This window comes from Pedobacter sp. N36a (assembly GCF_014472395.1).
In the GTDB taxonomy this organism is placed as follows: domain Bacteria; phylum Bacteroidota; class Bacteroidia; order Sphingobacteriales; family Sphingobacteriaceae; genus Pedobacter.
Map to the genome: position 1 here is coordinate 607,317 of NZ_JACSZW010000001.1, position 24,379 is coordinate 631,695.

A 24,379-nucleotide genomic window follows, 5' to 3' on the forward strand; every position below is an offset into this window, starting at 1 on the left:
AAATAAAAAAAGGCACTATATTTAAATATGGTGCCTTCATTAACAATGTAGCTGTAATTGTTACTTTAGAACAGATGCTTAGGCTTACCTTCCTGGGAAGGTTCCAGGCTCATGACTGGATCCCATAGGCTTATTTGTTCGGCGGTGATGCTTGAAAAAATCTGTCCGACTAAAGTCTCCTGCAGAAGAGGTATCGCCAGTATCTGGCTTATTGTTCCCAAAATCTTCTGTCTCTTTGTACACCGTTTTCCGGTGACTGTGTTTTTCATTGTTGTTTTCCGGCGTTTTCATAACATGATGATTTTATTGATGATACCGTACCAGTAAAGAAACAACGTAAAATCAGTTATGTTTAATATAATAGGATTAAAAAATCAGAAAAAAAAACACGGATTTAATTCTGCTTACGAATCAGTAGCTAAAGCCTTTGGCGCATATATTTTTTCTTTGATCAGCGCGGCTAATACGGTCAGCTCACTTCCCTCAAATGTCGCAGTGGCCATCAATAACATTGGATACGATACCAATGGATCGGTATAAGATGGTTGTCGGTAGCTGAAATCTAACACCTGGAAACCAAGACGTTCATAAAACCCGATTCTACGAATGGAATATTCATCTTCAGGCGGTTCTACTTCTAACAGCATCCTGCCTGGAAGCAATGATTTATAGTAATTGAGTACGGATGCGCCATAATTTTTGCCCCTTAGTTCCGCATCAATTGCAAAATGTTCTACGAAATAACAGCCGGAGATCTCCCACCAGATGATAAAACCAATATGTCCATCGTCGGTATGGATCAGATCAAGGTGCATTTCCTGATCTGTAGAAATTCGTTTGAGTAAGGAATCCCAATCCCTCCGCTCATGCGGAGGGAAGGCATCCTCATATAGTTTTTTTATAAAGGTCAGCGAGGGATCGCTGGCCTTAGTAATTCTGTGAAACTGCATAGAATACTATTTATGCAGTAACGTTCTGACTTACGATTTGTTTGACTTTATCTACTACAATATCCAGTTCTTCTTTCGTATTGTATTTGCTGAAAGAAAACCTTACAGATGGTCTGTTCGGATCTGCATCAATACCGGTTAACACATGAGAACCGATGTTAGATCCTGAAGAACAAGCACTGCCGCCAGAGGCAGAAATGCCGTTGATATCTAGGTTAAACAGCAACATATCAGACATATCCATTGCTGGAAAAGAAACATTCAATACCGTATACAAGCTCTTGTCTGCATCTGTTTCGCCGTTAAAACTAATGTCAGCGATTTCTGTGCTCAATCTATTTTTCAAGTAATCTTTTAATCCCTGTATATGGTTCTGATGGCTTTCCATTTCTGCATACGCCATTTCAAGGGCTTTTGAAAGTCCAATAATTCCGTATACATTTTCAGTACCACCACGCATATTGCGTTCTTGTGCACCACCATAAATCATTGGAGCGATTTTTACATTGTGGTTTACAAATAAGAACCCTACACCTTTAGGGCCATGCAATTTATGAGCTGAACACACAATAAAGTGCGCTTTCAGCTTTCTCACGTCATGCTGGTAATGACCCATTGTTTGAACAGTATCACAATGATAAATGGCATCATATTGCTCACAGATCTCTCCTACTCGCACAATGTCGGTTAAGGTCCCCAATTCATTATTGGCATGCATTAAAGAAACAAATGAACGATCGTTTTCTTTTAGCAATTGCTCCAAGTGGTCATAATCAACATTCCCTTTCGCATCGATGTTTACAAAACTCAGTTTGTCAATCACACCTTGTTTCAGCAGCATATCTAATGTATGTTCTACCGCATGGTGTTCAATTTTCGAAGTAATGGCATGTTTGATATTAAAAGCAGCAATTCCGCAACGGATAGCGGTATTATCAGCTTCTGTGCCTCCAGAGGTAAAAAAGACCTCAGCAGGAGTCGCATTTAAGAGACCGGCAACTGTTTTCCTTGCTTTTTCTACCAGCGTTCTTACCTCTCTACCCTGAGCATGAATTGCAGATGGATTGCCGTAATAATTAGTCATTACGTTCAGCATCTCCGAAATTACCTCTGGATCCAGAGGTGTTGTTGCCGCATTGTCTAAATAGATCCTGTTTACCTTCATTAGTTCAATTTTAAAATTTCTTTGATATCTGAGATGATCTTTGAGGCCAGGTTTTCAGCTACTGTTTCGCTGCCTGCTTCGCTGTAGATGCGAATGATTGGCTCTGTATTAGACCTGCGCAAATGCACCCATTCTTTATCAAATTCTATTTTCAAGCCATCGATAGCGCTGGTAGGCTGATTTTTATATTTCTCCTGAACTTTAACCAATAAAGCATCGATGTCCATTTCAGGGGTTAGTGTAATTTTATTTTTTGAGATATAATAAGCTGGGTAGCTGCTTCTCAAAAGAGAAATTGACTTGCCAAACTTCGCCAAATGCGTTAAGAATAAACCGATGCCGACTAAGGCATCACGGCCATAATGAGATTCAGGATAGATGATACCACCATTACCTTCACCACCGATGATCGCTTTATTTGCTTTCATTTGATTCACGACATTCACCTCCCCTACTGCTGAAGCGTGGTATTCCATTCCTGCTTTTTCCGTTACATCTCTCAATGCTCTGGTAGAAGAAAGGTTGGAAACGGTATTTCCCGGCGTGTTTTTAAGCACGTAATCCGCCACTGCAACTAAAGTATATTCTTCACCAAACATCGACCCATCCTCACAAACAAAGCACAAACGGTCTACATCTGGATCCACTACAATACCTAAATCTGCGTTTTTAGCTTTTACCACCTTAGCGATTTCCGTTAAGTTTTCTGGCAATGGTTCAGGATTATGTGGGAAGTGGCCATCAGGTGTACAGTACAATTCATATACCGTCTCCACACCTAAAGCTTTCAATAAAGCAGGAACGAAGATTCCTCCTGTCGAGTTGACACAGTCGATCGCGATCTTAAAGTTTGCCGCTTTAATTGCAGCAACATCTACTAATGGTAAAGCTAGAACGGCATCTATATGCTTTTGCAGATAGCTATCGTCTTTAGTCACCGTACCCAGATCATCTACCTCAGCAAAGCTAAACTCTGATTTCTCAGCGATCTCTAAAAGTTCTTTTCCATCAGCATCGCTGATAAACTCACCTTTATCATTCAATAATTTCAAAGCATTCCATTGTTTTGGATTGTGACTTGCCGTTAAGATGATCCCACCTCCAGCTTTTTCAAGTGGCACGGCGATTTCTACTGTTGGAGTAGTTGACAAACCAAGGTCGATCACTTCAATGCCTAAGCCCTGAAGGGTACCTATGACCAGGTTGTTCACCATTTCACCAGAAATTCTGGCGTCACGTCCAACAACAATTTTCTTAATGTTCGTTTTATTGATAATCCAAGAGCCATAAGCTGCTGTAAATTTAACGATATCAATAGGAGTCAAACCATTACCGGCGATTCCTCCGATGGTTCCTCTTATTCCGGAGATAGATTTTATTAGTGTCAAGTTATTCGGTTTTTTTTTCAAAAATAGCAAAAAAACAACATAAAGACTGATTTATAGCACTTCAAATCGTAAAATTAACATCATTAAAATCATGGAGGAAGCTTAAATAATCCTCAATGTTGCATTTGAAAATACTATATTTGTATTTTTCGTAAACATCAACAAAAACGGGCTTTATGCAGCGCAAGTGGTTTCAATATTGGTTCAACTCTCCTTATTATCATATTTTATATAGTCAACGCAATGATGCTGAAGCAGAATTCTTAATTGATAACCTGTCGGCACACCTGAAGCCTGCTGCAGATTCCAGGATTCTGGATATTGCCTGCGGCCGCGGCAGACATTCCATTTACCTGAACAAAAAAGGTTATGATGTAACCGGAGTTGATCTTTCTGAACAAAGCATCAAATATGCGCAGCAATTTGAGCAGAAGAACTTGCACTTTTTCGTTCATGACATGCGTAAGCTGTCTTTTATCAATTATTTTGACCTTGCCTTGAACCTGTTCACCAGTTTCGGTTATTTTGATACAGAAAAAGAACATGTGAGCGCATTGACCTCTTTCAGAAAAAGTTTAAAACATGATGGGACCTTGGTAATTGATTATTTCAATACGCAAAAGATCATCAAAAACCTGACACAGCAGGAAACAAAAACGATGGAAGGCATAGAGTTCCATCTTCATAAATTTGTGGCTGATGGCAAAATTATCAAACATATCAATTTCGAACACCGCAATAAATCTTTCGCTTTTGAAGAGCGCGTACAAGCATTCCAAAAAGAAGATTTTGAAAGAATGTTACTAAAAAGTGGCTTGGAAATCACGGAAACCTTTGGCAATTATGCTTTAGAAGCCTTCGACGAGACTAAATCTGACCGTTTGATTTTAATCTGCAAAAAAATATGCTAGAAGCCCTGCATCAATTTGACGTAGACCTATTTCTTAAAGTAAACCGCGACATGGGCAACCCAATTTTCGACTGGCTGCTGCCTTTAATGCGCAATCGTTATTTCTGGATCCCATTATATTTATTTATCATCATTTTTTGTGTTAAAGAATATAAGAAAAGAGGATGGTACATTATAGGAATGCTGGCTTTTACTGTAGCGATGGGCGATTTAATTGCTTCGAGAGTGATCAAGCCATTAGCAGGGCGGATCAGGCCATGCAACGACATTGACCTGGTTGGCGAACTTATTCGTCGTGTGCCATGTGGCAGCGGCTATAGTTTTCCTTCCGCACATGCGACCAATCATTTTGCCATGGCCGTTTTCCTGATTTTCGTATTTTACGATAAATGGAAGCCTATCTTACCGATTGGACTGGCTTGGGCCTTGATCATTTCCTTCTCACAAATCTATGTCGGGGTACACTACCCTATTGATACCATGGTAGGCGCCTTACTGGGCAGTCTGATTGGTTTCAGTACTTCAATCATCTACAAAAAAATACAACCACAAGTATAATGGAAATCTGGAAGTTGCTCATCTTATTCTTTAGCGCCTTTTTAGGAGGCTCTGCCATTTTTATGGTAAAGAGCGATAAATCGCAGCTACTGAAGTTAATTCTTTCCTTTAGTGGAGCTTATTTATTCGCCATTACCGTATTACACCTGATTCCGGAAGCTTACAGCGGACCAGATCATGCACAAATCGGGATCTTTATCCTGGTTGGTTTCCTATTTCAAATTCTATTGGAACAATTTTCGGAAGGTGTAGAACATGGCCATATTCATAAACACGGAGATTCAAAAGCTTTTCCATATGGAATCATGATCAGTCTGTGTCTGCATGCCTTTCTGGAAGGGATGCCATTGGCTAAAGATCAGCACAATGCCTTGATTTTCGGAATCTCCTTACACCACATTCCTGCGGCTTTTGCCTTGGCGAGTATATTGATGCAAAGTCATTTCAAAAGAAACAGCGTGCTTTTTTACATCAGCATTTTTGCGATAATGGCACCGTTCGGATTTTATGTGAGTTATGGCTTGAGCAATGGCACTATTGGTGGCGTAGAAGACTATTTCAACAAGATCATGGGTATTGTGATCGGTATCTTTTTACACATTTCTACTACGATCTTATTTGAATCAAGTGTAGACCATAAGGTGAGTAAAAGGAAAATGATCGCGGTATTGTGTGGCGTGGGCATTGCCCTGCTTGGCTATTTTATGACCGGCCAAACACACCAGCATTAACCTTCTTCAATAAATTATAGCTTTTACAAAAAAAGCTACACCTCTATAAAGGCGTAGCTTTTTTTCTCTATAAAATTGATAAGATTAACCTCTCATTTTATCCAGCAAATCGTTCAATAACTGTGCTTCCTCAGCCGACAAGTTCTTTGCTGCCAGCGCAGAAAGGTCTACCCCATCGTCCATTTTGCGGAGTAAAGTCAATCCTTTTTCCGTGATCAAAATATCAACGGCCCGTTTATCATGGACATTCACACCTTTGGCCACTAATTTCTTTTGCACCAGACGTTCTGTGATGCGGGAAGCATCACACATCTTATCCAGCATTCTTGATTTCAATAAATTTATTGTGGAAGGCGCAGGGTACTGACCTCTCAAAATTCTTAAAATATTGAACTGCTGTGGAGTAATCTCATAAGGGGCAATGACCTGCTTAAAATAGTCATTGCACCAACTGTTGGTAAATACCAGGTTTGCTATTGCCTGCTGATATATATCTTTAAATTTTGTCGCTTTTATTTCTTTCTCCAACCGCATCTCAGTCATTCTGTTTATTCTCATTCCCTTTTTCTGGACTGGTCTTTTTCTTGCCAAATCCCCATGGGCAGTGTTTACATTTATTTTTACAGCAATAGCCCCTTTTTAGATGATAAGCTTCAGTGAAAACCATTAGCCCATCCTCGTTCAAATAATAGTCTATCCCCTCTATCATCTTATGTAAGCAATTTAACGACCAAACTATTTGCGAAATGTTCCTTCAACTGCTTTCCATCGCCATGATTGGTCCAAACCTCTGTAGGTTTTACCTGATCTATGGTATAAATGATGTCATTCCAGTCTGCATGATCAGATACATACAACTGAATTTCACTATTGTTTTGTAAGTGCTTCCAACCCGTAGCGAATACTCTAATTACATTTATAGCTCTAAAATAGCTCCTAAACACCATTGGAGGAACCATATAAACCATATTTGTTTGCGTGTTCTTCATCACTTTACGATCATACATTTCATATTTTCCCATATTTATGCCATTCTGCTCATAAATTTTCACAAAAGGCATCATACTATGGTGCACCAGTATCCTTTTTTCCGGACAATGGTCATTCATCAAACTAATCAGCCGCTGACATTTACCTAAGGCATAAGCGCCTAACATAATGTTACTTTGAGTTCCATTGAGCTTCAAAATTTCTTCTTCTGCTGCTGGGTGACGGGTATTTGGATCAGCAAAAGTCGTCTCTGTAATCAGGACATCTGCCTGCACAAATTCAATGGGCTCGCAGGTCTTATCTGGCTGTAATTTATAATCACCGGTATACAGGTATTTAACACCTTGATATTCCATTAAAATCATGGCCGAACCCAGAATATGTCCGGCAGGGATAAAGCTGATTTTAACGCCATTCAGCGTAAAACCCTCATGATAACCTTTCAAATGAAACTCACCACCGGCAAACTTCTTATAGCGGTGTTTCATAAACAAGGAGGTCGTTTCCGTACAATAAACATGGAGGTTACCTCCGATGGCATGGTCTCCATGGGCATGGGAAATCACTGCGTCTTTTACTATTTCCTTTGGATCCAGATAAAAATCACCATATCTACAAAATAAACCAGTTTTTGTAGCAACTATAAAATCATCTAATATCATTAAGGATTTGTATTTAAGAATTGACGGTGTAAAGCCATCACTTGTGTAATTAAAGAATCTGTTTCATTGTTGTGGACCAGCATATCCGCCATTTTAGCTTTCTCTTCGTCGGAGAGCTGCTTATCCATACGTGCCTTCACTTGCTCCTCGGTTACGCCATCGCGCTGCATGACGCGCTGCAATCTGGTTTCCAAGGGCGCAATGACCAGCACATTACGGTCGCATAACTGATAAGAACCACTTTCAAAAAGCAAGGCTGCTTCTTTGAGGATATACGGTACATTCGGCGCAACCTGACTTGCCCACTTTTCAAAAGCACGGAATACCGCTGGATGAACCAATTGGTTGAGTTTTTCTAACTCTGCTGCCTGATTAAAGACAATCCCAGCGATGTGTTTATTGTTTAGTACCCCTTCAGGTGTATAACTTTCTTCTCCAAAAGTATCTTTTACCCCTTGAATCAGGATGGGGTCCGTGATCATAATTTGTTTGGCTACCGTATCTGCATAAAATACAGGAATGCCCAAGGTTTCGAACACCCGGCATACTGTGGTTTTTCCACTTCCTATTCCTCCTGTTATCCCTATTTTTAACATTATTTTTCTATAATAAAATCAACTTTAGCAGGTTTAATCTGCACCAGATTGCAATAATCAGGAAAGCGATTCAACCTAACGGTCAGCTGATTGTGCTGAAAAACCTTCCATTCATTCATGTCTACTATCGCCTCAATGAATTCTTCATTGATCTGGCTGTACTTAGACAGCGCCACCATTAAAGTCACCTTCACCTTTTTAGGGTAGAGTTTTATATTGTAATATTCTTTATTGTTGATCACCTTTAAGGGCACTTCTATCACTTTTTCTGTAAACTCATCCACTGGTAGCTTCACGTCTACACTGGTTGGGAAGATGTTTACATTTTTCATCTTATTCTGCAGCATTGCTACCCTGGCGACCGTGGAACTTTGGATATCTTCCAATTTCAAAGTATCAGTATTCCATTCTTTTATTTTGACAATATCTTCCTCCGGGCCGGAGATCGTCACATAGTCCGGATTCACCTTAATGGCATTAGATAAACCATACTGCGGTACAAAGCGAAGATTGGACACCAGTTTAACAGGCACTCTTTTTACCCTCCTTTCGGAGAAGTCAAAATACAGCGTATCCGGCTTTACGGAAATGATCTTCTGAGAAGATTCCAGCTGGCGGTTCACATTGAACAGCTGCTCAGAAAACAACACATAATTCCTTTTATTCAATTGCTCCAGGTTAATGGAAATCGACTGAGGTTTGATCCTCAATCTCGCAAATAACAACTGCCAGCCCGTTCCTTCCACCTGTAAATCTACGGTATCTGATTGCAACGGATGAAAAGCTTTCTTTTGAGGGAAGTTCTTATAGTCGAGTACCGTCTTGGCCGTATAAACGTATTTATTGTTCAATGCCATGAACAACCATGCCGCAACAGCCAAGAACAGACAGGTGACCAGCGCCAGAAAACGCTTTTGCTCTACTTTTGTGAGTTTGATGATGGGCATATAGACAAAGTAATCAAATATACTGAAATGCAAAAGCCGCACCAAACAAGGATGCGGCTTTTACCAGTATAGCTGTAAAACCTATGCTTTTGAAGCTTCAGTTTTTGCAAGATCAACTTTAGGAGCAGCAGCTTTTGTTGCATCTAAAGAGACCGAAGTTTTATCAAAACGGATTTTAGTACCACTTTCTACTTCAATAACGAAAGTAGTATCGTTCATATCTACAATTTTACCGTGAATACCGGCAGTAGTCACAATTTTATCACCTTTTTTCAACTCTTCAACCAATTTTTTATGGTCTTTAGCTTTTTTAACCTGAGGTCTGATCATGAAAAAATAAAATACCACCATGATTAAAACCATTGGTACCAAGGTACCTAGCATGCTGCTACCACCTGTTGCTTGTAAGATTACTGTTGACATCATAATTATATGTTAAGATTTTTTATTCGTAATTATTTATTTTCTTTAATTTCTCCTGTTAAATGCAGTTCTGCTACAGTTGGATTCGCATTTGAAGTCACCGTAACTACCTTATCCTGCATTCCAAATTTACCTGCACTGTCAAAAACCACATTAATGCTCGCTGAAGCACCTGGAAGAATCGGCTCTTTAGGGATCTCAGGAACCGTACAGCCACAAGTTGAAGCTGCATTGCTAATGATTAAAGGGCTTTTTCCGGTGTTTGTAAACTTATAACTGTAATGAACTTTCTCTCCCGGAGCTATTTTACCGAAATTATAGTTTTCATTCTCAAAAGTCATCACTGCGGCATCAGCCGCTGCTACCGGGTCAGTACCTTCGGCAAGGGAGGTTGTCCCTGCTTCGGTGCTTGCACCAGCAGTTTTCGCTGTGTTTTGGCAGGAAGCAAATGTCATCGCTGCAATTGCAATTAACAAGATTCGTTTCATATTTTTTATTCTTCGATTAATCCGCGGCCCAATTTATGGATGCTATCTGTTCTTTTCAGGTCGCCTAAAATTTTGTCCAAGATACCGTTAATAAACGAATTACTTTTCGGAGTACTGTAATCTTTTGATAAATCTAAGTACTCATTAATCGTTACTTTAACAGGAATAGATGGGAAATTAAGCAATTCACAGATTGCCATTTTCATTAAAATGGTGTCCATTAATGCAATCCTTTCCGACTCCCAGTTTTTGGTACGTTCAGCAATAAGTTCCTGGTATTCTTTGTTGTTTTTCAGGGTATAAATGAAAAGATCTTCTACGAATTTCTTATCCTCTTCCCAGTCCTGACTGATTGGCGTCAGTTTGTTTTTGCGTGGATCTTCAGAAGTAAAGTTCTTTAAAGTTTTAGCAACCATTCCCTGCATTACTTCTTTATCTACAGACCAGTTGATAAACTTATCTTCAAAAGCCTGGATGATGTTGTGGCTTTTTAAAATAATTTTTCTAAAGATAAATTTGATGATCACTTTTGATTCTTCTAAGCTATTGTCCTCATCTGCAAGATAAGCGATATACTCAGGAGTAACTTTTAAGGCATTGAAGATACCTTTTACAAATTCAGGATCAGACATCCAGTTGATCTGGTATTTGTTGACGTTGTCCTTAAAGTCCGGGTTTTCTTTTAAAGTAACCGCAAACTTATTGTGGAGCAGTTTCATGTTAGGATTCAGGTCCTCTGCTGTAGGCAAATGTTTATTTGACCTTTCAATAGCGTCGATGCTAGTGTATTCTGTAACTTCAACAAGGAGTGATAGCATCCAGATGTACATCTCGTACACGCTGTCAATACTTTCCAATAAAGCTTTTTTTGAAGAAGCTAAATCTCTCTTGTCTGTCATTTGCCATGCAAAAATGTTTTGCAAAGCTTTAATTCTTAAGTGCCTTCTGTTTAACATGAATGTGTAAGAACGAGTGGTAAATTACCGGTGATTTAATTTGTGATTTGTGTACTAAAATGATGATTTTATTTTCTTGATATCGATTATTCTTTGTTCAGCAATGTGATTCGCGGCCAGGATAGTTGAAATGTTGTCTTTCTTAGACATCCTGATCACATCGCGTGTAGCATTATAGATGTTTTCCGTCAGCTGAATGGTACGTTTCTTGCCGTAACCCGTCAATTCAGAATAACAGCTGATTAAACCCCCGGCATTGATCAGGTAATCTGGTGCAAACAAGATGCCTTTTTCCAATAATAGCTGACCATGTACCAGCTCATCTGCCAACTGATTGTTTGCAGAACCCGCGATAATGGCGAACTTCATTTTAGGGATGGTTTTATCATTTACCGTCGATCCTAAGGCACATGGCGCGTAAATATCGGCGTCTATTCCAAATATCTTGTCTGCCGCAATAGGCTTGGCTTTATAAGTACGCGCAACATGCTGCAAACGTTCTTCGTTGATGTCACTGATGTAAACTTCTACATTTTCTGCTCTTAACAGCTCTACCAGGTGCTCTCCTACATTCCCAATCCCTTGAACTACCACCGAACGTCCCGCCAGCATATCTGTTCCAAACACCTCTTTTACGCAAGCTTTAATGCCTAAAAACACGCCTTTTGCCGTATGCGGTGCTGGATCACCTGCGCCACCTAAAGATTCTGGAACGCCGGTGACATATTCGGTTTCCATACGGATGTACTCCATATCTTTTGTAGTGGTTCCTAAATCTTCTGCTGTAATGAATTCTCCATTCATGTTTCGGATAAATCTGCCGTAGCTGCGCATCATGGCTTCCGATTTTCCTTTTCTGGAATCGCCGATAATTACGGCTTTACCACCGCCAATATTTAAGCCGGTGATGGCTGCTTTATAGGTCATTCCTCTGGATAATCTGAGTACATCTTCCAATGCTTCCGCTTCTGAAACATAGCTCCACATCCTTGTTCCGCCTAAAGCAGGACCTAATGTCGTATCATGAACAGCGATGATGGCTTTAAGGCCGGTATCGGGATCATTGCAAAAAACGACCTTTTTATGCCCTGCGGCGCTTAACTGATCTAAAACTGAATTCACAAGAGAACTATTATCAGGCATATAATTTTGTTTATCAGATATGTCGCAAAACTAGCATAAAAAAACATTATTTACACAGTTTTAACCAAAGTCTTTAAAAAAATTACCTTCATTTGGCTAACTTTGCTTACTCATGAAACACCTCAGATTTTTAAACAAATACTTCTATAAATATAAATGGTGGATTATTCCGGGGGTGTTTTTCGTGGTCATCTCGAATATCTTCGCAGTGATCCCGGCACAAGTGATCGGCCATGCCTTCAATTTAATTACAGAAAACATACAGATCTACGGTCTGTTTGAAGGTTTCGAGCGCCGCAGTATCATTTATAATATCTTTAGTCAGAGTCTCTTTTACTTCGGACTTTTAGTACTCGTACTTTATTTACTGAGAGGGATATTCCTTTTCTTCATGCGTCAAACCATCATTCTAATGTCCAGACATATTGAGTTCGACATGAAAAACGAGATTTATGCGCATTACCAGGAATTGAGTCTGGGTTTTTACCGCCGCAACAATACCGGAGATTTAATGAACCGCGCAACAGAGGACGTCAACAGAGTCCGTATGTATGTTGGCCCTGCCATCATGTATGCCATCAATACAGGGGTATTGTTTATACTGATCATCTATGCCATGTTCTCTGTAAATGGTACACTGGCAATTTTCTCGCTGCTTCCCCTTCCGATACTGGTGGTGATCATTTATTTTGTCAATACCATTATCAATAAAAGAAGTGAAGAGATCCAGGAGCAGCTTTCCCGACTGAGCAGTTTTGTGCAGGAAAGATTTTCGGGTATCCGCGTAATCAAGTCTTATGTGCGTGAAGACCATACCAAGGCTGTTTTTGCGGCAGAAAGTCAGGGCTATAAAAATAATGCGATGGGACTGGTAAAGGTTCAAGCCTTATTTTACCCTACGATGCTCCTGCTTGTGGGTTTAAGTACCATCTTAACGGTATACATTGGCGGGAAACAGGTCATCGAAGGTGCCATCACTCCAGGAAACATTGCGGAGTTCATTGTCTATGTAAACCAGCTTACTTTCCCGGTATCGATGCTAGGCTGGGTGACTACCCTAATTCAACGTGCCTCAGCTTCTCAAAAAAGGATCAATGAGTTTCTTCATTTGAAGCCGGAAATTATTTCCGGTGATGCAGACATGTTGCCAGTAAACGGGAATATCCGTTTTGAAAATGTGAGTTTTACTTATCCGGACACTGGGATCCAGGCCTTAAAAAACATCAGCTTTGAGATTGAGCAAGGTCAATTTGTAGCCATCATTGGCCGTACCGGTTCTGGAAAATCCACCCTTGCAAATCTGATGATGCGCATGTATGATGTAGATCAGGGAAAAGTGAAGATGGACGGTGTGGCTATTGACACCCTCAATGTTCAGCACTATAGAAGTCAGTTCGGCTTTGTTCCACAGGAAGTCTTTTTGTTTTCGGATACGATCAGAAACAATATCGCTTTCGGCTTAGACACAGTCGATGAGGAAGCAGTGATACAGGCGGCTAAAAATGCGGCTGTGTATCATAATATCATCAATTTCGAGCATAAATTTGACACCATGCTTGGCGAGCGGGGCATTACCCTTTCCGGCGGACAAAAACAACGGGTATCTATCGCCCGCGCATTAATTAAAGAGCCGAAAGTATTAATCTTCGACGATTGCCTTTCCGCAGTCGATACCCGCACAGAAGAGGAAATTCTGAACAACCTGGGTAGGGTAATGAAAGGAAAAACCAGTATCCTGATTGCGCATCGGATATCTACCATAAAAAATGCCAATAAAATCCTGGTTTTAGACGATGGAAAGATTATTGAACAAGGTACACATGCCGAATTGTTGCAGATTAATGGCAATTACGCAGAAATGTATCAGAATCAATTGCTAGAAGAGGAAACAAACAGCAGCTCTGCCATATAACAGCACCTTAAAAGGATGATCTGTGATTTAGCATCAGAAATAAGCAAAAGAAAGTCCTTTTGTGTAATTTTCTATTTTGAAGTTTAATAATTATTCCTTTATATTTACCCGAACCAAAAACCAAGATTAATACCAACCATGGGAGAATTTGACAACAAAGAGAGAGAAGAGGTTTTTTCGAAGAAAGTAAGGGCCGGTAAGAGAACGTACTTTTTCGACGTAAAAGCGACAAGATCAGGGGACTATTACCTAACTTTAACTGAGAGTAAGAAAAGACTAGAAGACGGTGTGTTTGTAAAGCATAAAATCTTCCTATATAAAGAAGACTTTGAGAAATTCGCAGAAGGATTAAATGAAACTGTTGAATATATCAAAAACCACCAGGACGTAGTTGAAAAACGTTACGAATACTCCGAGAACCACGAAGGTGTAGCCAACAAAAATAACGAAGACTTCCCTTACTAGTCCTATCAAAGAAATTCAAAGCCTCTCATCAACCAGGGGCTTTTTTTATGTCCAAAAATTCCGGGCTAATTCGGAATGCACTTCCCTCCTTTCTGTGATCACAAGCAATCTCTCCAATAAAAAAGGCTTGCAGAACCGGAATGAAACCGTTCAGCAAGCCTTCTCCAGGAGAAATTAGGGAGGTTTACTTTAAAAGTTCTGCCAGTTTATCATGAAGTGCCTTACCTCTAAGGTCTTTCGCCACGATAATGCCTTTAGCATCCACTAGAACAGAATGAGGGATACCTCTTACCGCATAAAGCTTCACCATTGGGCTCTGCCAGTACTGAAGGTCCGAAATCTGGTACCAGGTTAATTTATCATCCGCAATCGCTTTCTTCCATGCCTCAGCTGCAGTTGGCTTATCCAGTGAAACGCCAAGTACATTTAAACCTTTATCATGGAACTTTTCATAAGCAGCAACCAGGTTCGGATTTTCTTGTCGGCATGGACCACACCAGGATGCCCAGAAATCGATGAGTGTATATTTACCCTTAGCCACCACTTCATTTAAAGAAAGCGTAGTCCCTTCTGGTGTTTGCGCACTGAAATCCGGTGCTTTAACCCCTATCGCTACTTTTGCTAAGGCATCTAAACGATCTTTTAACTTTAGGCCATAAGTGCTATTTTTTACGGCAGCAGCTAAAGCATTATAGATTGGTAAAGTGATTGATGGCTCTACATCTCCGTTTAAAATCAGGTAAGCGGTATAATAAGATTGAGGATTATTTTTAATGAAGTCTGCCGTCACTTTTTCCTGTTCGCCTTCTATCTCATCGAATTTCTGACTTACAGCCGCCATTTTCTCCGAATTATTGTCTTTTTTTGCATCGCCATATTCCTTATTCAATGCCCTCATGGATGTCGTCAAAGGAGCCATAACCGCCGAATATTTCAAATGATCTGCATGTGCTGGCGATCCGGTGATGATCAATTGAGAAAAATCGTCCGCATTCCCTTTTAAGTTCATGATGGAGTTGTCCAAAAATGCATTGTATCTGATGCGCTTGTCCGCTACCCGAATGCTGAAAAACTCAGCGCCGTTGTTTACAGTTCCTTTCAACACAAACTTACCCCCTTTAATCGTTTGAGAAAGGGTATCTGAAGTGTTCTGATCTGTACTACGGATGAATAAGATCTTATCACCGTCTTTTACACCACTTAGTTCACCTTTTACGGTAAAACCTTTAGCCTGCTGTGCGTTTACTGCTGTCACATTCAACAAGGTCACTAAGACTAGCGACAAAGTTGAAATTTTTAATAGGTAATTCATTTTCTATGTTTATGTTAGATTTAAGATAGGATTTACAGCAATTCGATTTTATCAATCAGGTCTTGTGCCAGCTTCTGAATCTTCGAAGTTTCCGCATCAGCAAGGACTCTTGATTTTTTTGCAGCAATCAATCCTTCTTCTTTCCTTTTAAGGGATAAGCACACTTTAGCGAAAGTGCTTTGAACTGAATATTCATCTGGTTCCAATGCTGCGGCATGTTTTGCCATTTTATAGGCTTGTTTTAACACTTTAGGATTGGGAGTATGCTGGTTCACAACTTTAGAATCTGCCCTTCTCGCCAAAAAGCTCAGCTTTTCTGCATCATCTTTCAAATCTCCCTTTAGCGCTGCATCAGCTATTTTGATGTATTCTGAAGTCCGGTTATTGTCCAGATAGAAATCTGCTTCCAGCATAATTCCTTGCTTTCTACGGTCTAATTTATCGGAGTTTTTAAAGTAAGACAGGTGTTCCATAAAAGCCTTTTCATTCTTACCGTACAGGTAACCGTACATGGTGCTGGTGATCAATCGGTCTTTCAGTTTTTCTCTTTCTTCTTCCGTTGCAAAAGCGGTGTACGCAGTTTGATTGGCCATGAAATGAGCGCCTAAACGGTCGTTTTCTGTTCTCGCCAAAGCTTTAATTGCTTTCCAGCCCAGAGCCGAATTCAAATCCGTTAAAGTGATGCGTTCCGCAATATCTTTTCCGATCAGTTCTGCTTTATTTCGGTCCGATTTCTGCACTGCCAGAAAGTAATCCAGTACAAACGGAATGTCCCTTTGTCCGGATTCATATTTCTGACTCAAGAAAGAAAGGTTTCTCTTCGGATCTGCGGCCATCTTTCCTTCCTCCAGGAATTCAGCAACGGTCATCTTTGAAGCGGTTCTATGGATCACTTCTCCCTTATCATTTACAAAAAGGAAGGTTGGGAAGGACTGCACATTATATTTTTTTCGGAGCTCAATTCCTTCTCCTTTTTCCATATCAATTTTAGCGTTGATGAAATGGGTATTGAAGAAATTAGCTACTGAAGGATCATTAAACACATTTTTATCCATCCATTTACAGGGTGCACACCAGGAAGTGTAGCAATCTATGAAGATCAGCTTGTTTTCTTGGGCAGATTTGGCAGTAGTAGCCACCCAGGTTATGCTCTGGTTAAACTTGATTTCTTCCTGTGCTTGGATGCCGGTGGCGATCAACAGGAATAGAAATAGATTAAGGTATTTCATATATTATGTTTTATAAGGGGTGATTCAAAAGCCCAGTTTTTTATCATTAAACTGTTGCCGCCTGTTTAAACAGGCAGCAACAGCTTAGGACGCAATGCGTTTTTTAGCGATCCAATACTGGAATCGAAGGATTTAGTGCCAATACTTTAGGTGGAATTGGCAGCACATAACGTTTATCATTTGCCGGTAGGGTAAATGTTTGTGTTCCGAAAAAATGGCTGACTGATTTGGCGAAACGCGGATCTTTATTGAGACGTTTCAGGTCGATCAAACGTGTGATTCCCTGAAAAGGCATTTCTCTTCTTCTTTCCTCCAGCACAAGAACTAAGGCCTCCTCTTTCGTAGCCGCTGTCAACGGTTTATTACCAGCGATACGCGCATTCCTCAAGGTATTCAGGTGCTGCAAAGCGATCCCCATATCTCCAACTCTGGCTTCTGCTTCCGCAGCGATCAACATCAATTCTCCGGTACTGAAAGCCATGTTAAATTCGATGTAGGGTGCCCAGAGTGATCGTCCTGGGAACCTGGTAAGATTCCCTCCCAATTGTGCAGAATCGGTACAGAAGAATAGATGAAGACGCTTGTCGATCCCCCCTGCAGGTAAATCTTTAGCATACACATTTAACAATTCTTTGCTGGCGTATAGCTCTCCGAACACCGCACCAGAACTCGAAGCTGTTTGGCGGGCCCAAACGGTTTCAATGCTCTTATCTACAGAAGGAAAAAACACATCCTTATTACTTGAAAGAATTACTCTTCCGTAGGTTAGCCCCAGTTTGGTGGTATAATCCTGGTATTTGATCAAACTGCGATTCACCTTCAAAGCCTCATTGGCATTTTGCAGTGCCGCCGTGTATTTGCCCATCACCAGGTAAACCTTGCTTAACAGTGCATTCGCTGCTGCTTTTGTAGGACGGAATTTATGATCTGCAACCGTGCTCAGGTTAGGTTCTGCTGCTGCCAAATCATTCAAAATCTGTGTATACACTTCGGCCACCGTATTTCTGATATAACTTTGCGTCACATCTTCTACCAATACCAGAGGAACGCCAAGGTCGGTAGCGGCAGTTGCTGCATCATAATGAACGGAATAACCATTAACCAAATTAAAATACTCAAAGGCTCTTCCAACAAGTGCTTCTGCTTTTAACTGTCTTTTTTGAGCAGACGCACCGTCTGGAACATTTTCTATGTTATTGATTACCGTATTGTAAGTAAAGATCTTCGAATAAGCGGCCTCATAAAAACTATCTTCATTACCTGATTCTAAGATCGCACCAGGGGCAAAACTGTATAAGTTCCGTTTTAATAGGGAATACAAAGTATAATCTGTAGAACTATTGACATCTTTCTCTGTTCCAACCTGTGCGTCATCCGTCAGAAAAATTGGATAACCGGAAGAACTTTTATTCAGGTCCCGATTATTTAATAACTTTTTATAATCTTCAAAAAACTCAGGAATGGTGTATCCTTTTGGCTTAATATCCAGATAATCTTTACATCCGGTAAAGATCCCCGCAGCAAGCAATAAAGCAATAAATATCTTTTTCATTTGTATATTGGTTATGGATTAAAAATTAACAGAAAGACCGAATGTGTAGGTTGCTGGAATATAAGCGCCTCTTGATGGAGGTGGTTTAATCGCAGGCTTTGCCACTTCACTGGTACTGTTTACTGGGATTGTAGTCAACCCAGTCCAAACTTCAGGATCCAGATTTTGCTTATTTGCAGACCACCTCCATGCGTTTTGTACCTGGAAGCTCAAGCGTAATTTTTGGATAAAACTCTGTTTCAGAAATGAATTAGCCAGAGTATAGCTGATCGTAACATCTCTCAATTTGATGTAATCTGCTCTTTGAACATTTAGATCTGCTGCAGTCCAGAGCTGTGTAATCACATCTGAAGCATTGGAGTAAAATCCAGGAGCAATTCCCGGAATATTTTCGTCACCCGGTTTCTTCCAATAATTTAGGGCCAGTCTATCCATATTCGAGGTGTAATTCAATTCCGGCAACCTGGTGAGGTATGGACTGATCACATCACGCATTTTATTTCCACCATAGTAAATGAACATGAAAAACAGGTCAAAATTCTTATAGCTGATCGTGTTCATTAATGAAGCTGAAAATGGTGGCGTAACCGTACCTTGATAAACCAGATCGTCCAGGGTGAGGTCAGTAGTTTTACTCACCTCCCTACCGTCTTTAGTTAGCGCAACAGGTCTGCCTGCAGCATCTAATCCTTTATAACGAATGCCATATATCGCCCCCATTGGCTTGCCTACTCTCATATTTTTATTTGGGTCCTCTACATAACTGTAAATCGTATTGTTGGCATTTTCAATTTTTGTCACCACATTTTGATTGTAATTAAAGTTCATCGAGGTCGTCCAGCTAAAATCAGCCGTAGAAAGATTTTTGCTACTGAAAGCAACATCAATCCCACGATTACGCATACTGCCATAATTCATAAAGATGTTATCCCAGCCAAGTGTTGGATCCAGATTTCTTTCCCCTAATAAATCACTTGTATTTTTATTATAAAGATCTATACTTCCAGAAAACTTACCTTTTAACAGGCTGTAGTCCATACCAAAATTGGTCACCTTGGTTTTTTCCCAGCGTAAGCCAGAGTTGGGTGGACTGTCAACATAAGCTTGCGCTTCATTGTTCATTGGGTTAGGGCTGGCATAATCTTTCATGATCAGGTATGGGCCTCCTTTTTTCGAGATGTTACCATTGATACCATAAGTGGCACGGATGGCCAAACGGTCCAGCCAGTCGTTGTCATTTTCTGATAGGACATACAATAATCCGGTTGACCAAAGTGGCTTATATTGATATTTAGGATTGGTACCAAACAAATTCGATTGGTCCATGCGAATACTTGCTGTTGCGGTCAGCTTACGATCAAAAGTATAAGATCCGTTGCCATAGAAAGAAACAAAGCGATCTTCTTTGTTGAACATTCCTTCATCTTTGTTTTTCGAATAAAAGAAACTGTTACTTAGCGATTGTACCCCTACCTGCTGTTTACCTAAAGCAACTTCATCCAGTAAACCGTAAGAAAGACTATTGTCATTGTATCCGTATCGGTAGGCTCTGGTACTTGTGGCCAGCATACTGCGCTGTTCAGCACCAGCAATAAAATCAATGCGGTGTTTCTCTCCGAACAATTTATTGTAATTGACTTGGGCACGTAAAGTATGTGAATTGACATCAGCCCTGGTCTCATCGACCTGTCCACCATTAGAGATCAGAAATTCTTTGGCACCGTCAGATTTAATTCTGGTGGCATCGTTAATCATCGTCTTTACGTCATAGGCATTTTTGCTCAGGTATTGCTTGGTATAATTGTCAGTCCTTTCTTTCTGATAAAGGAGATTTAAGGAAAGACCTTCTGCCAGCTTCATCGTTGCATTAAAATTCAGGTTCAGGTAATTGCTGTTATTGTGGTAATGCTTGCTGCTCATGTAATTGAGTGGCGCATAGTTTTCATCCTGTAAACCCAATGCATTTAAACGGTCAATCTCAAATTGCGATTTTGAATTGTACCAATTTACCGGATTTCCATTATGGTCTCTTAGCATGTAATAAGAGGCTTTACCGTTATTCAACAGGTTAAAACCAATCACCCCATTGTCGTAATCTTCCTTTAAGGAGCTGCTCAATACGCCGACATTTACTTTCAGCCATTTTGTGAAATTGAAAGTATTGTTCAGGTTAAAGCCTACTCTACTATTGCTTTGTTGGCGTTCATAGGGATTACTGTTCATATAATTTCCACTCAGGTTGTAAGTGTAGAAATCTGAACCGCCAGAAAGCGATAGGTTATGTTGTTGTACCAAGGCTGTTTTACGCATAAACTCGTCTACAACCTGGTCATATCTATCGTTATTTCTGTAGAAGTCCAAGGATGATTGTAATTGCGCTTCATCTGCAGCATCCCATTTACCATTTACTTTCTGTTTTTGTCGGGCATCATACAACAGTCGGTACACATCGTTCATAGACTTACGTGGATCAATCGCTTCGTATGAACCTGACCGGTAGCCGAACATTTCCTTTTGGAAATCCACCAACTCCGAGCTGCTCATTTTATTCGCATACTCCGGATTAGGAAGTGGGGTAAATTTAGCCGTTCCGTTATATGCTATTCTTACCGGCCCTTTCACCCCTTTGCGCAGGGTAATGACAATCACGCCATTTGCAGAACGTGCGCCGTAAATGGATGCTGCGGTAGCATCTTTCAGTACGTTCACAGATTCCACATCAGCCGGGTTAATCGATTGAATATCCCCTTCAAAAGGCGCTCCATCGACTACGATAAGTGGTTTCATCTCTGCATTCAAGGTAGAAACACCACGAATCTGGTATTTAGTTTTCCCTTCAGAACTGTAACTGGTAAAACCAGCGGCCATCCCTTCAATTCTATCCAGAATATTGGTTTGCATTTTACCTTTCAGGTCTTTATCTGCATTGATCGTGACAATAGAACCTGCTGCACGTTCCTTAGGAATGTCCTGATACCCGGTTGAGACAACCGATATCTCCGATAGCAACCCAGGATTGACTTCTAAAGTAATCGTTAGCGGGCCGCCCTGACTTACCGGCACTTCTTTTACTTTATAGCCGATAAAAGAGACGATCAGGATTGCTTTTTCGTCTACGGCATGAAGTTCAAACTCACCATTCCCATTGGTGATGGCATTTTTCTTAGTATCCTTCACCTGAATAGTTGCTCCAGGCAGAGGCAGTCGGTTTTCGTCCAGCACTTTTCCTTTGACCTCTACGAATTTGAAGGTACTTTTGAGCTGATCCAATACTGTGAAATCCTTCTTCTTGATCACCACGGTATTTTCGATGATCTTAAAGCTCAGGTCTTGCCCCTGGAAGCAAGCATCCAGTGCCTGTTCCAATTGTACATTCTCCAGGTTCAAGCTCACCTTTCTTGCGCTTTTAATCAGGTCGCTGTTGTACAGAAAAGTATAATTAGTTTGTTTTTTGATGGATAAGAGTACTTGTTGTAAACTGGCATTCTTTTCCCGCAGTGTAACCCTCTGACCAAAGGTGCTCGCCGCAGCTTGTACCAAGGTCATAATGATCATGATAGTGATCAAATTAATCCGCATTATAATTTGTTTTCTGGTTAAGGTATTCATGCCGGAAACCCTTGCATAAATAGCCTGAAATGGTTTAAAATATGGCAAAGGGCGAGCCCTGTCCATACCCTTTGAAGTATTAAATAAATACATACATTTGTAAGGTTGGGTTAAAAATAGTTAGGTCTATTGCTACGTTTTTTTTCGTCCTGATCAGCATCGGGACAAACAGAAAGAAATGATTAACCGGACACTGATCCCGAGTATCAATCGTGATCTTCGACCGGGGAAGTGCTTCAACACTTTCCCGGTTATATGTGGGTTAATAGCTATCTTTTCCTACTCTTGGGCTCGTAATTGTTTCTTCATTTTTTTAGTTTATGGTTTATGATTTGTTGATTATAGCGATACCAGAATCTTACTTCTGGCATTGGTTTGCTTTTCTATTTTAAACCTGACATTCAGGTACCTCAGCATCTCCAGAAATGCATTGGCATCGACCTGCCTGCTCACTTCCCCGGAGATTAAAAGCGGAGGAATTTTACCTTCATACACGACATCTACATTGTACCAGCGCGAAGCCTGACGCATAATGACCTTTAAATCGGTATTATTGAAACGGAAGTAACCGTTTTTCCAACTCATCACTTCTTCCATATCTACTTTAGCGGAGAACAATTGACCATTGCGATCTGTGGCTTGCTCCCCTGGTTTAAGGATTACTGTGTTTTTTTGGTCAGTTACTTTTACGCTCCCTTCTATCAACGTGGTTTTCAAGGCAGGCTCCTCTTTATAGGCATTGATATTGAAATGGGTACCCAAAACTTCTACCTGTTGCTTTTCAGTTTGCACGATAAAAGGGACACGTTCAGATTTACCTTTTTTAAATTGCTTGGCCACTTCAAAATATGCCTCTCCTTTTAGTTCCACTTTACGTTCGCTCAGCTGATCAAAAGTCAAAGGAAATCTTAAAGAAGAGGCCGCATTGAGCCATACTTTGGTGCCGTCTGGCAGCACCACCTGGTACTGGCCACCATTAGGGGTACTAATTGTGTTGTAAATATTGGGTTTATTGACGTTGGCAAGGTGATATACCAACAGTCCATCTTTAGTTTTAGCGATGCTGATGCCCGACTCATTAACCAGCGTACCTTTTTTAGCATCTGATAAAGAGATTTGTCTGCCATCATCAAGTGTAAGTACGGCATTGTTTCCCCCTGCATGAATTTGCTTTGCTGCTGCAGCTTGTGCCAATGAGTTGTCATCTTCCCTGTCCGATCTAGAGTTATAGAATAACAGTCCGGCAGTTAAGGCTAATGCAATCCCAGCTGCTGCTGCAATTGAAGGCCATAAAAGAATACGTTTTGGTTTTCCCGGCCGAGCTTGTTCTGGCTGAGCTTTTTCTTCCTCTAACTGCAATCTTCCCCAGACTTCGTCTAAATCCTCGCTGCGTTCCTTTTCCGTTAAATCAATACCCGTAATATGATCATCCCTATCTGCGCTACTTTTCAAGTGCCATTGCGCCAAGAGCGCCTGCTCTTCTTCCGTACATTCACCGGAAAGATATTTGATCAATAACTCTTTTGCGTCTAGTTTTGCCATAATGCGAAGGATTGCTGTTTCTCCTTATCAAAACAACAGACAGGCAACTTAGCTGTATGGGGTAAATAAAAATGAAAAAAATATAGGATGAGCTCCTTGGCATTAAGAAATCAAAAATAAAAACACCACAAGGCCTAATTTTACCCTTAAAATCTTTAGTGCATGCTGCACATGTTTCCTTACCGTTTGTTCGGAAATAGTCAGCTGTTCCGCAATTTCTTTATGACTTAACTGCTCTTTCCTACTCAGCTCAAAAACCGTCCTCATTTTAGCGGGTAAGGCCGCAATTTCTTTTTCAATTAATAAAGTCATTTGCTTTTCCCGAACCAGGTGATCTGCTGCTGCCTGATCTTCATCGATAAAAGCCTGGAGGGAACTCAAATATTGGGAGGCTACTTTTTGATGGGAAATGGCATTAAAAATTCGGTTACGAACCGAGGTATACAGATATGCAGATAAATTATCAGGAAAGGACAGGCGCTCTCTTTTCGTCCACAATGCGGCAAAAAGTTCATGAATAATATCTTTGGCTTCCTCGCGGTCCTGCATCCATTTATAGGCATGGGTATGCAATAACCATTTGTATCTGTTGTAAATTTCTGTGAATGCAGCCCTATCCCCAGACCTCAACAATTCGGCAAGTTCGTTGTCCGATATTGTTTTATAATTCAGCATTTCATTGTATCCCCCGGACGAATATAAGAATTCTCAATAAATACCAAACCCTATAACTATTGAGTTATATATAGATGATAAAACAGAAAACCTCTGAACCATAGGTTCGAAGGTTTATTTTCTACCCTATGATCCAGAGGTTTTTACAAAATTTCTTGTCTACTCTTCCTTTCTAC

General features: G+C 40.5%; 24 protein-coding genes. 5 read left to right on the forward strand and 19 right to left on the reverse strand.

Annotation, left to right across the window (positions count from 1 at the left end; translation table 11 throughout):
- Positions 1–84: 84 nt before the first annotated feature.
- The 4 genes from H9X96_RS02825 to glmM all read right to left on the reverse strand — a co-directional run bounded on the left by H9X96_RS02825 (position 85) and on the right by glmM (position 3,503).
- The gene (locus tag H9X96_RS02825) at positions 85–291 is read right to left on the reverse strand and encodes a hypothetical protein (RefSeq protein ID WP_187664803.1); all 207 of its coding nucleotides are present in this window, start codon (positions 289–291) and stop codon (positions 85–87) included.
- Between the two features lie 113 nt (positions 292–404).
- Entirely contained in the window at positions 405–950 is a 546-nt protein-coding gene (locus H9X96_RS02830) for a GNAT family N-acetyltransferase (protein ID WP_187664804.1), read from the reverse strand.
- 10 nt (positions 951–960) lie between these two features.
- Positions 961–2,115: a cysteine desulfurase family protein gene (locus H9X96_RS02835; RefSeq protein WP_187664805.1), complete on the reverse strand. Its 1,155-nt coding sequence runs from the start codon at positions 2,113–2,115 to the stop codon at positions 961–963.
- Positions 2,115–3,503, reverse strand: a complete 1,389-nt coding sequence (gene glmM / locus H9X96_RS02840) for a phosphoglucosamine mutase (RefSeq protein ID WP_187664806.1) — start codon at positions 3,501–3,503, stop codon at positions 2,115–2,117. The genes H9X96_RS02835 and glmM overlap by 1 nt, the downstream gene beginning before the upstream one ends.
- A 176-nt stretch (positions 3,504–3,679) precedes the next feature.
- Between glmM and H9X96_RS02845 the strand changes: the two genes are divergently transcribed.
- The 3 genes from H9X96_RS02845 to H9X96_RS02855 are packed head-to-tail and all read left to right on the forward strand — an operon-like array spanning position 3,680 to position 5,702.
- Positions 3,680–4,414 (forward strand): bifunctional 2-polyprenyl-6-hydroxyphenol methylase/3-demethylubiquinol 3-O-methyltransferase UbiG, encoded by a 735-nt coding sequence (locus H9X96_RS02845; protein WP_187664807.1) that lies wholly within the window; start codon positions 3,680–3,682, stop codon positions 4,412–4,414.
- Entirely contained in the window at positions 4,408–4,971 is a 564-nt protein-coding gene (locus H9X96_RS02850; RefSeq protein ID WP_187664808.1) for a phosphatase PAP2 family protein, read from the forward strand. Before H9X96_RS02845 ends, H9X96_RS02850 begins: the two co-directional genes overlap by 7 nt.
- Positions 4,971–5,702 carry a ZIP family metal transporter gene (locus H9X96_RS02855; RefSeq protein ID WP_187664809.1) on the forward strand — a complete coding sequence of 244 codons (732 nt, stop codon included), beginning with the start codon at positions 4,971–4,973 and terminating at the stop codon, positions 5,700–5,702. Before H9X96_RS02850 ends, H9X96_RS02855 begins: the two co-directional genes overlap by 1 nt.
- Before the next feature lie 84 nt (positions 5,703–5,786).
- On the opposite strand, the gene H9X96_RS02860 is transcribed toward H9X96_RS02855, so the two are convergent.
- The 9 genes from H9X96_RS02860 to H9X96_RS02900 all read right to left on the reverse strand — a co-directional run bounded on the left by H9X96_RS02860 (position 5,787) and on the right by H9X96_RS02900 (position 11,907).
- Complete coding sequence (locus H9X96_RS02860) at positions 5,787–6,260, reverse strand: MarR family winged helix-turn-helix transcriptional regulator (RefSeq protein ID WP_255430962.1); 474 nt, start codon at positions 6,258–6,260, stop codon at positions 5,787–5,789.
- Positions 6,238–6,411: a DUF5522 domain-containing protein gene (locus H9X96_RS02865; RefSeq protein WP_187664810.1), complete on the reverse strand. Its 174-nt coding sequence runs from the start codon at positions 6,409–6,411 to the stop codon at positions 6,238–6,240. Before H9X96_RS02865 ends, H9X96_RS02860 begins: the two co-directional genes overlap by 23 nt.
- A gap of 1 nt (position 6,412) precedes the next feature.
- Complete coding sequence (locus H9X96_RS02870; RefSeq protein ID WP_187664811.1) at positions 6,413–7,354, reverse strand: MBL fold metallo-hydrolase RNA specificity domain-containing protein; 942 nt, start codon at positions 7,352–7,354, stop codon at positions 6,413–6,415.
- Positions 7,354–7,950 (reverse strand): dephospho-CoA kinase, encoded by a 597-nt coding sequence (gene coaE / locus H9X96_RS02875; RefSeq protein WP_187664812.1) that lies wholly within the window; start codon positions 7,948–7,950, stop codon positions 7,354–7,356. Before coaE ends, H9X96_RS02870 begins: the two co-directional genes overlap by 1 nt.
- Entirely contained in the window at positions 7,950–8,897 is a 948-nt protein-coding gene (locus H9X96_RS02880; protein WP_187664813.1) for a YbbR-like domain-containing protein, read from the reverse strand. Before H9X96_RS02880 ends, coaE begins: the two co-directional genes overlap by 1 nt.
- An 81-nt stretch (positions 8,898–8,978) precedes the next feature.
- A complete protein-coding gene (yajC, locus tag H9X96_RS02885) occupies positions 8,979–9,323 on the reverse strand; it encodes a preprotein translocase subunit YajC (RefSeq protein ID WP_187664814.1) in 345 nt (114 codons plus the stop codon).
- A gap of 29 nt (positions 9,324–9,352) precedes the next feature.
- On the reverse strand, positions 9,353–9,808 hold the full coding sequence (locus H9X96_RS02890) for a DUF1573 domain-containing protein (protein ID WP_187664815.1): 456 nt from the start codon (positions 9,806–9,808) through the stop codon (positions 9,353–9,355).
- A 5-nt stretch (positions 9,809–9,813) separates the two neighbouring features.
- Entirely contained in the window at positions 9,814–10,707 is an 894-nt protein-coding gene (gene nusB, locus H9X96_RS02895; protein ID WP_255430963.1) for a transcription antitermination factor NusB, read from the reverse strand.
- Positions 10,708–10,818: 111 nt separating this feature from the next.
- Positions 10,819–11,907 (reverse strand): Glu/Leu/Phe/Val dehydrogenase, encoded by a 1,089-nt coding sequence (locus H9X96_RS02900; RefSeq protein ID WP_187664817.1) that lies wholly within the window; start codon positions 11,905–11,907, stop codon positions 10,819–10,821.
- A gap of 112 nt (positions 11,908–12,019) precedes the next feature.
- Here H9X96_RS02900 and H9X96_RS02905 point away from each other — a divergent pair, with 112 nt between their 5' ends.
- Positions 12,020–13,819 carry an ABC transporter ATP-binding protein gene (locus H9X96_RS02905; RefSeq protein ID WP_187664818.1) on the forward strand — a complete coding sequence of 600 codons (1,800 nt, stop codon included), beginning with the start codon at positions 12,020–12,022 and terminating at the stop codon, positions 13,817–13,819.
- A 138-nt stretch (positions 13,820–13,957) separates the two neighbouring features.
- Complete coding sequence (locus H9X96_RS02910; RefSeq protein ID WP_187664819.1) at positions 13,958–14,284, forward strand: DUF3276 family protein; 327 nt, start codon at positions 13,958–13,960, stop codon at positions 14,282–14,284.
- A 184-nt stretch (positions 14,285–14,468) separates the two neighbouring features.
- Here the strand turns inward: H9X96_RS02910 and H9X96_RS02915 are convergent, their stop codons facing one another.
- The 6 genes from H9X96_RS02915 to H9X96_RS02940 all read right to left on the reverse strand — a co-directional run bounded on the left by H9X96_RS02915 (position 14,469) and on the right by H9X96_RS02940 (position 24,203).
- Complete coding sequence (locus H9X96_RS02915) at positions 14,469–15,596, reverse strand: TlpA disulfide reductase family protein (RefSeq protein ID WP_187664820.1); 1,128 nt, start codon at positions 15,594–15,596, stop codon at positions 14,469–14,471.
- Positions 15,597–15,628: 32 nt separating this feature from the next.
- Complete coding sequence (locus H9X96_RS02920; RefSeq protein ID WP_187664821.1) at positions 15,629–16,825, reverse strand: thioredoxin family protein; 1,197 nt, start codon at positions 16,823–16,825, stop codon at positions 15,629–15,631.
- Between the two features lie 103 nt (positions 16,826–16,928).
- Entirely contained in the window at positions 16,929–18,377 is a 1,449-nt protein-coding gene (locus tag H9X96_RS02925) for a RagB/SusD family nutrient uptake outer membrane protein (protein ID WP_187664822.1), read from the reverse strand.
- An 18-nt stretch (positions 18,378–18,395) separates the two neighbouring features.
- On the reverse strand, positions 18,396–21,956 hold the full coding sequence (locus H9X96_RS02930; RefSeq protein WP_187664823.1) for a SusC/RagA family TonB-linked outer membrane protein: 3,561 nt from the start codon (positions 21,954–21,956) through the stop codon (positions 18,396–18,398).
- Between the two features lie 369 nt (positions 21,957–22,325).
- Positions 22,326–23,528 (reverse strand): FecR family protein, encoded by a 1,203-nt coding sequence (locus H9X96_RS02935; protein ID WP_187664824.1) that lies wholly within the window; start codon positions 23,526–23,528, stop codon positions 22,326–22,328.
- A 102-nt stretch (positions 23,529–23,630) separates the two neighbouring features.
- Positions 23,631–24,203: an RNA polymerase sigma factor gene (locus tag H9X96_RS02940; RefSeq protein WP_187664825.1), complete on the reverse strand. Its 573-nt coding sequence runs from the start codon at positions 24,201–24,203 to the stop codon at positions 23,631–23,633.
- Positions 24,204–24,379: the final 176 nt, after the last annotated feature.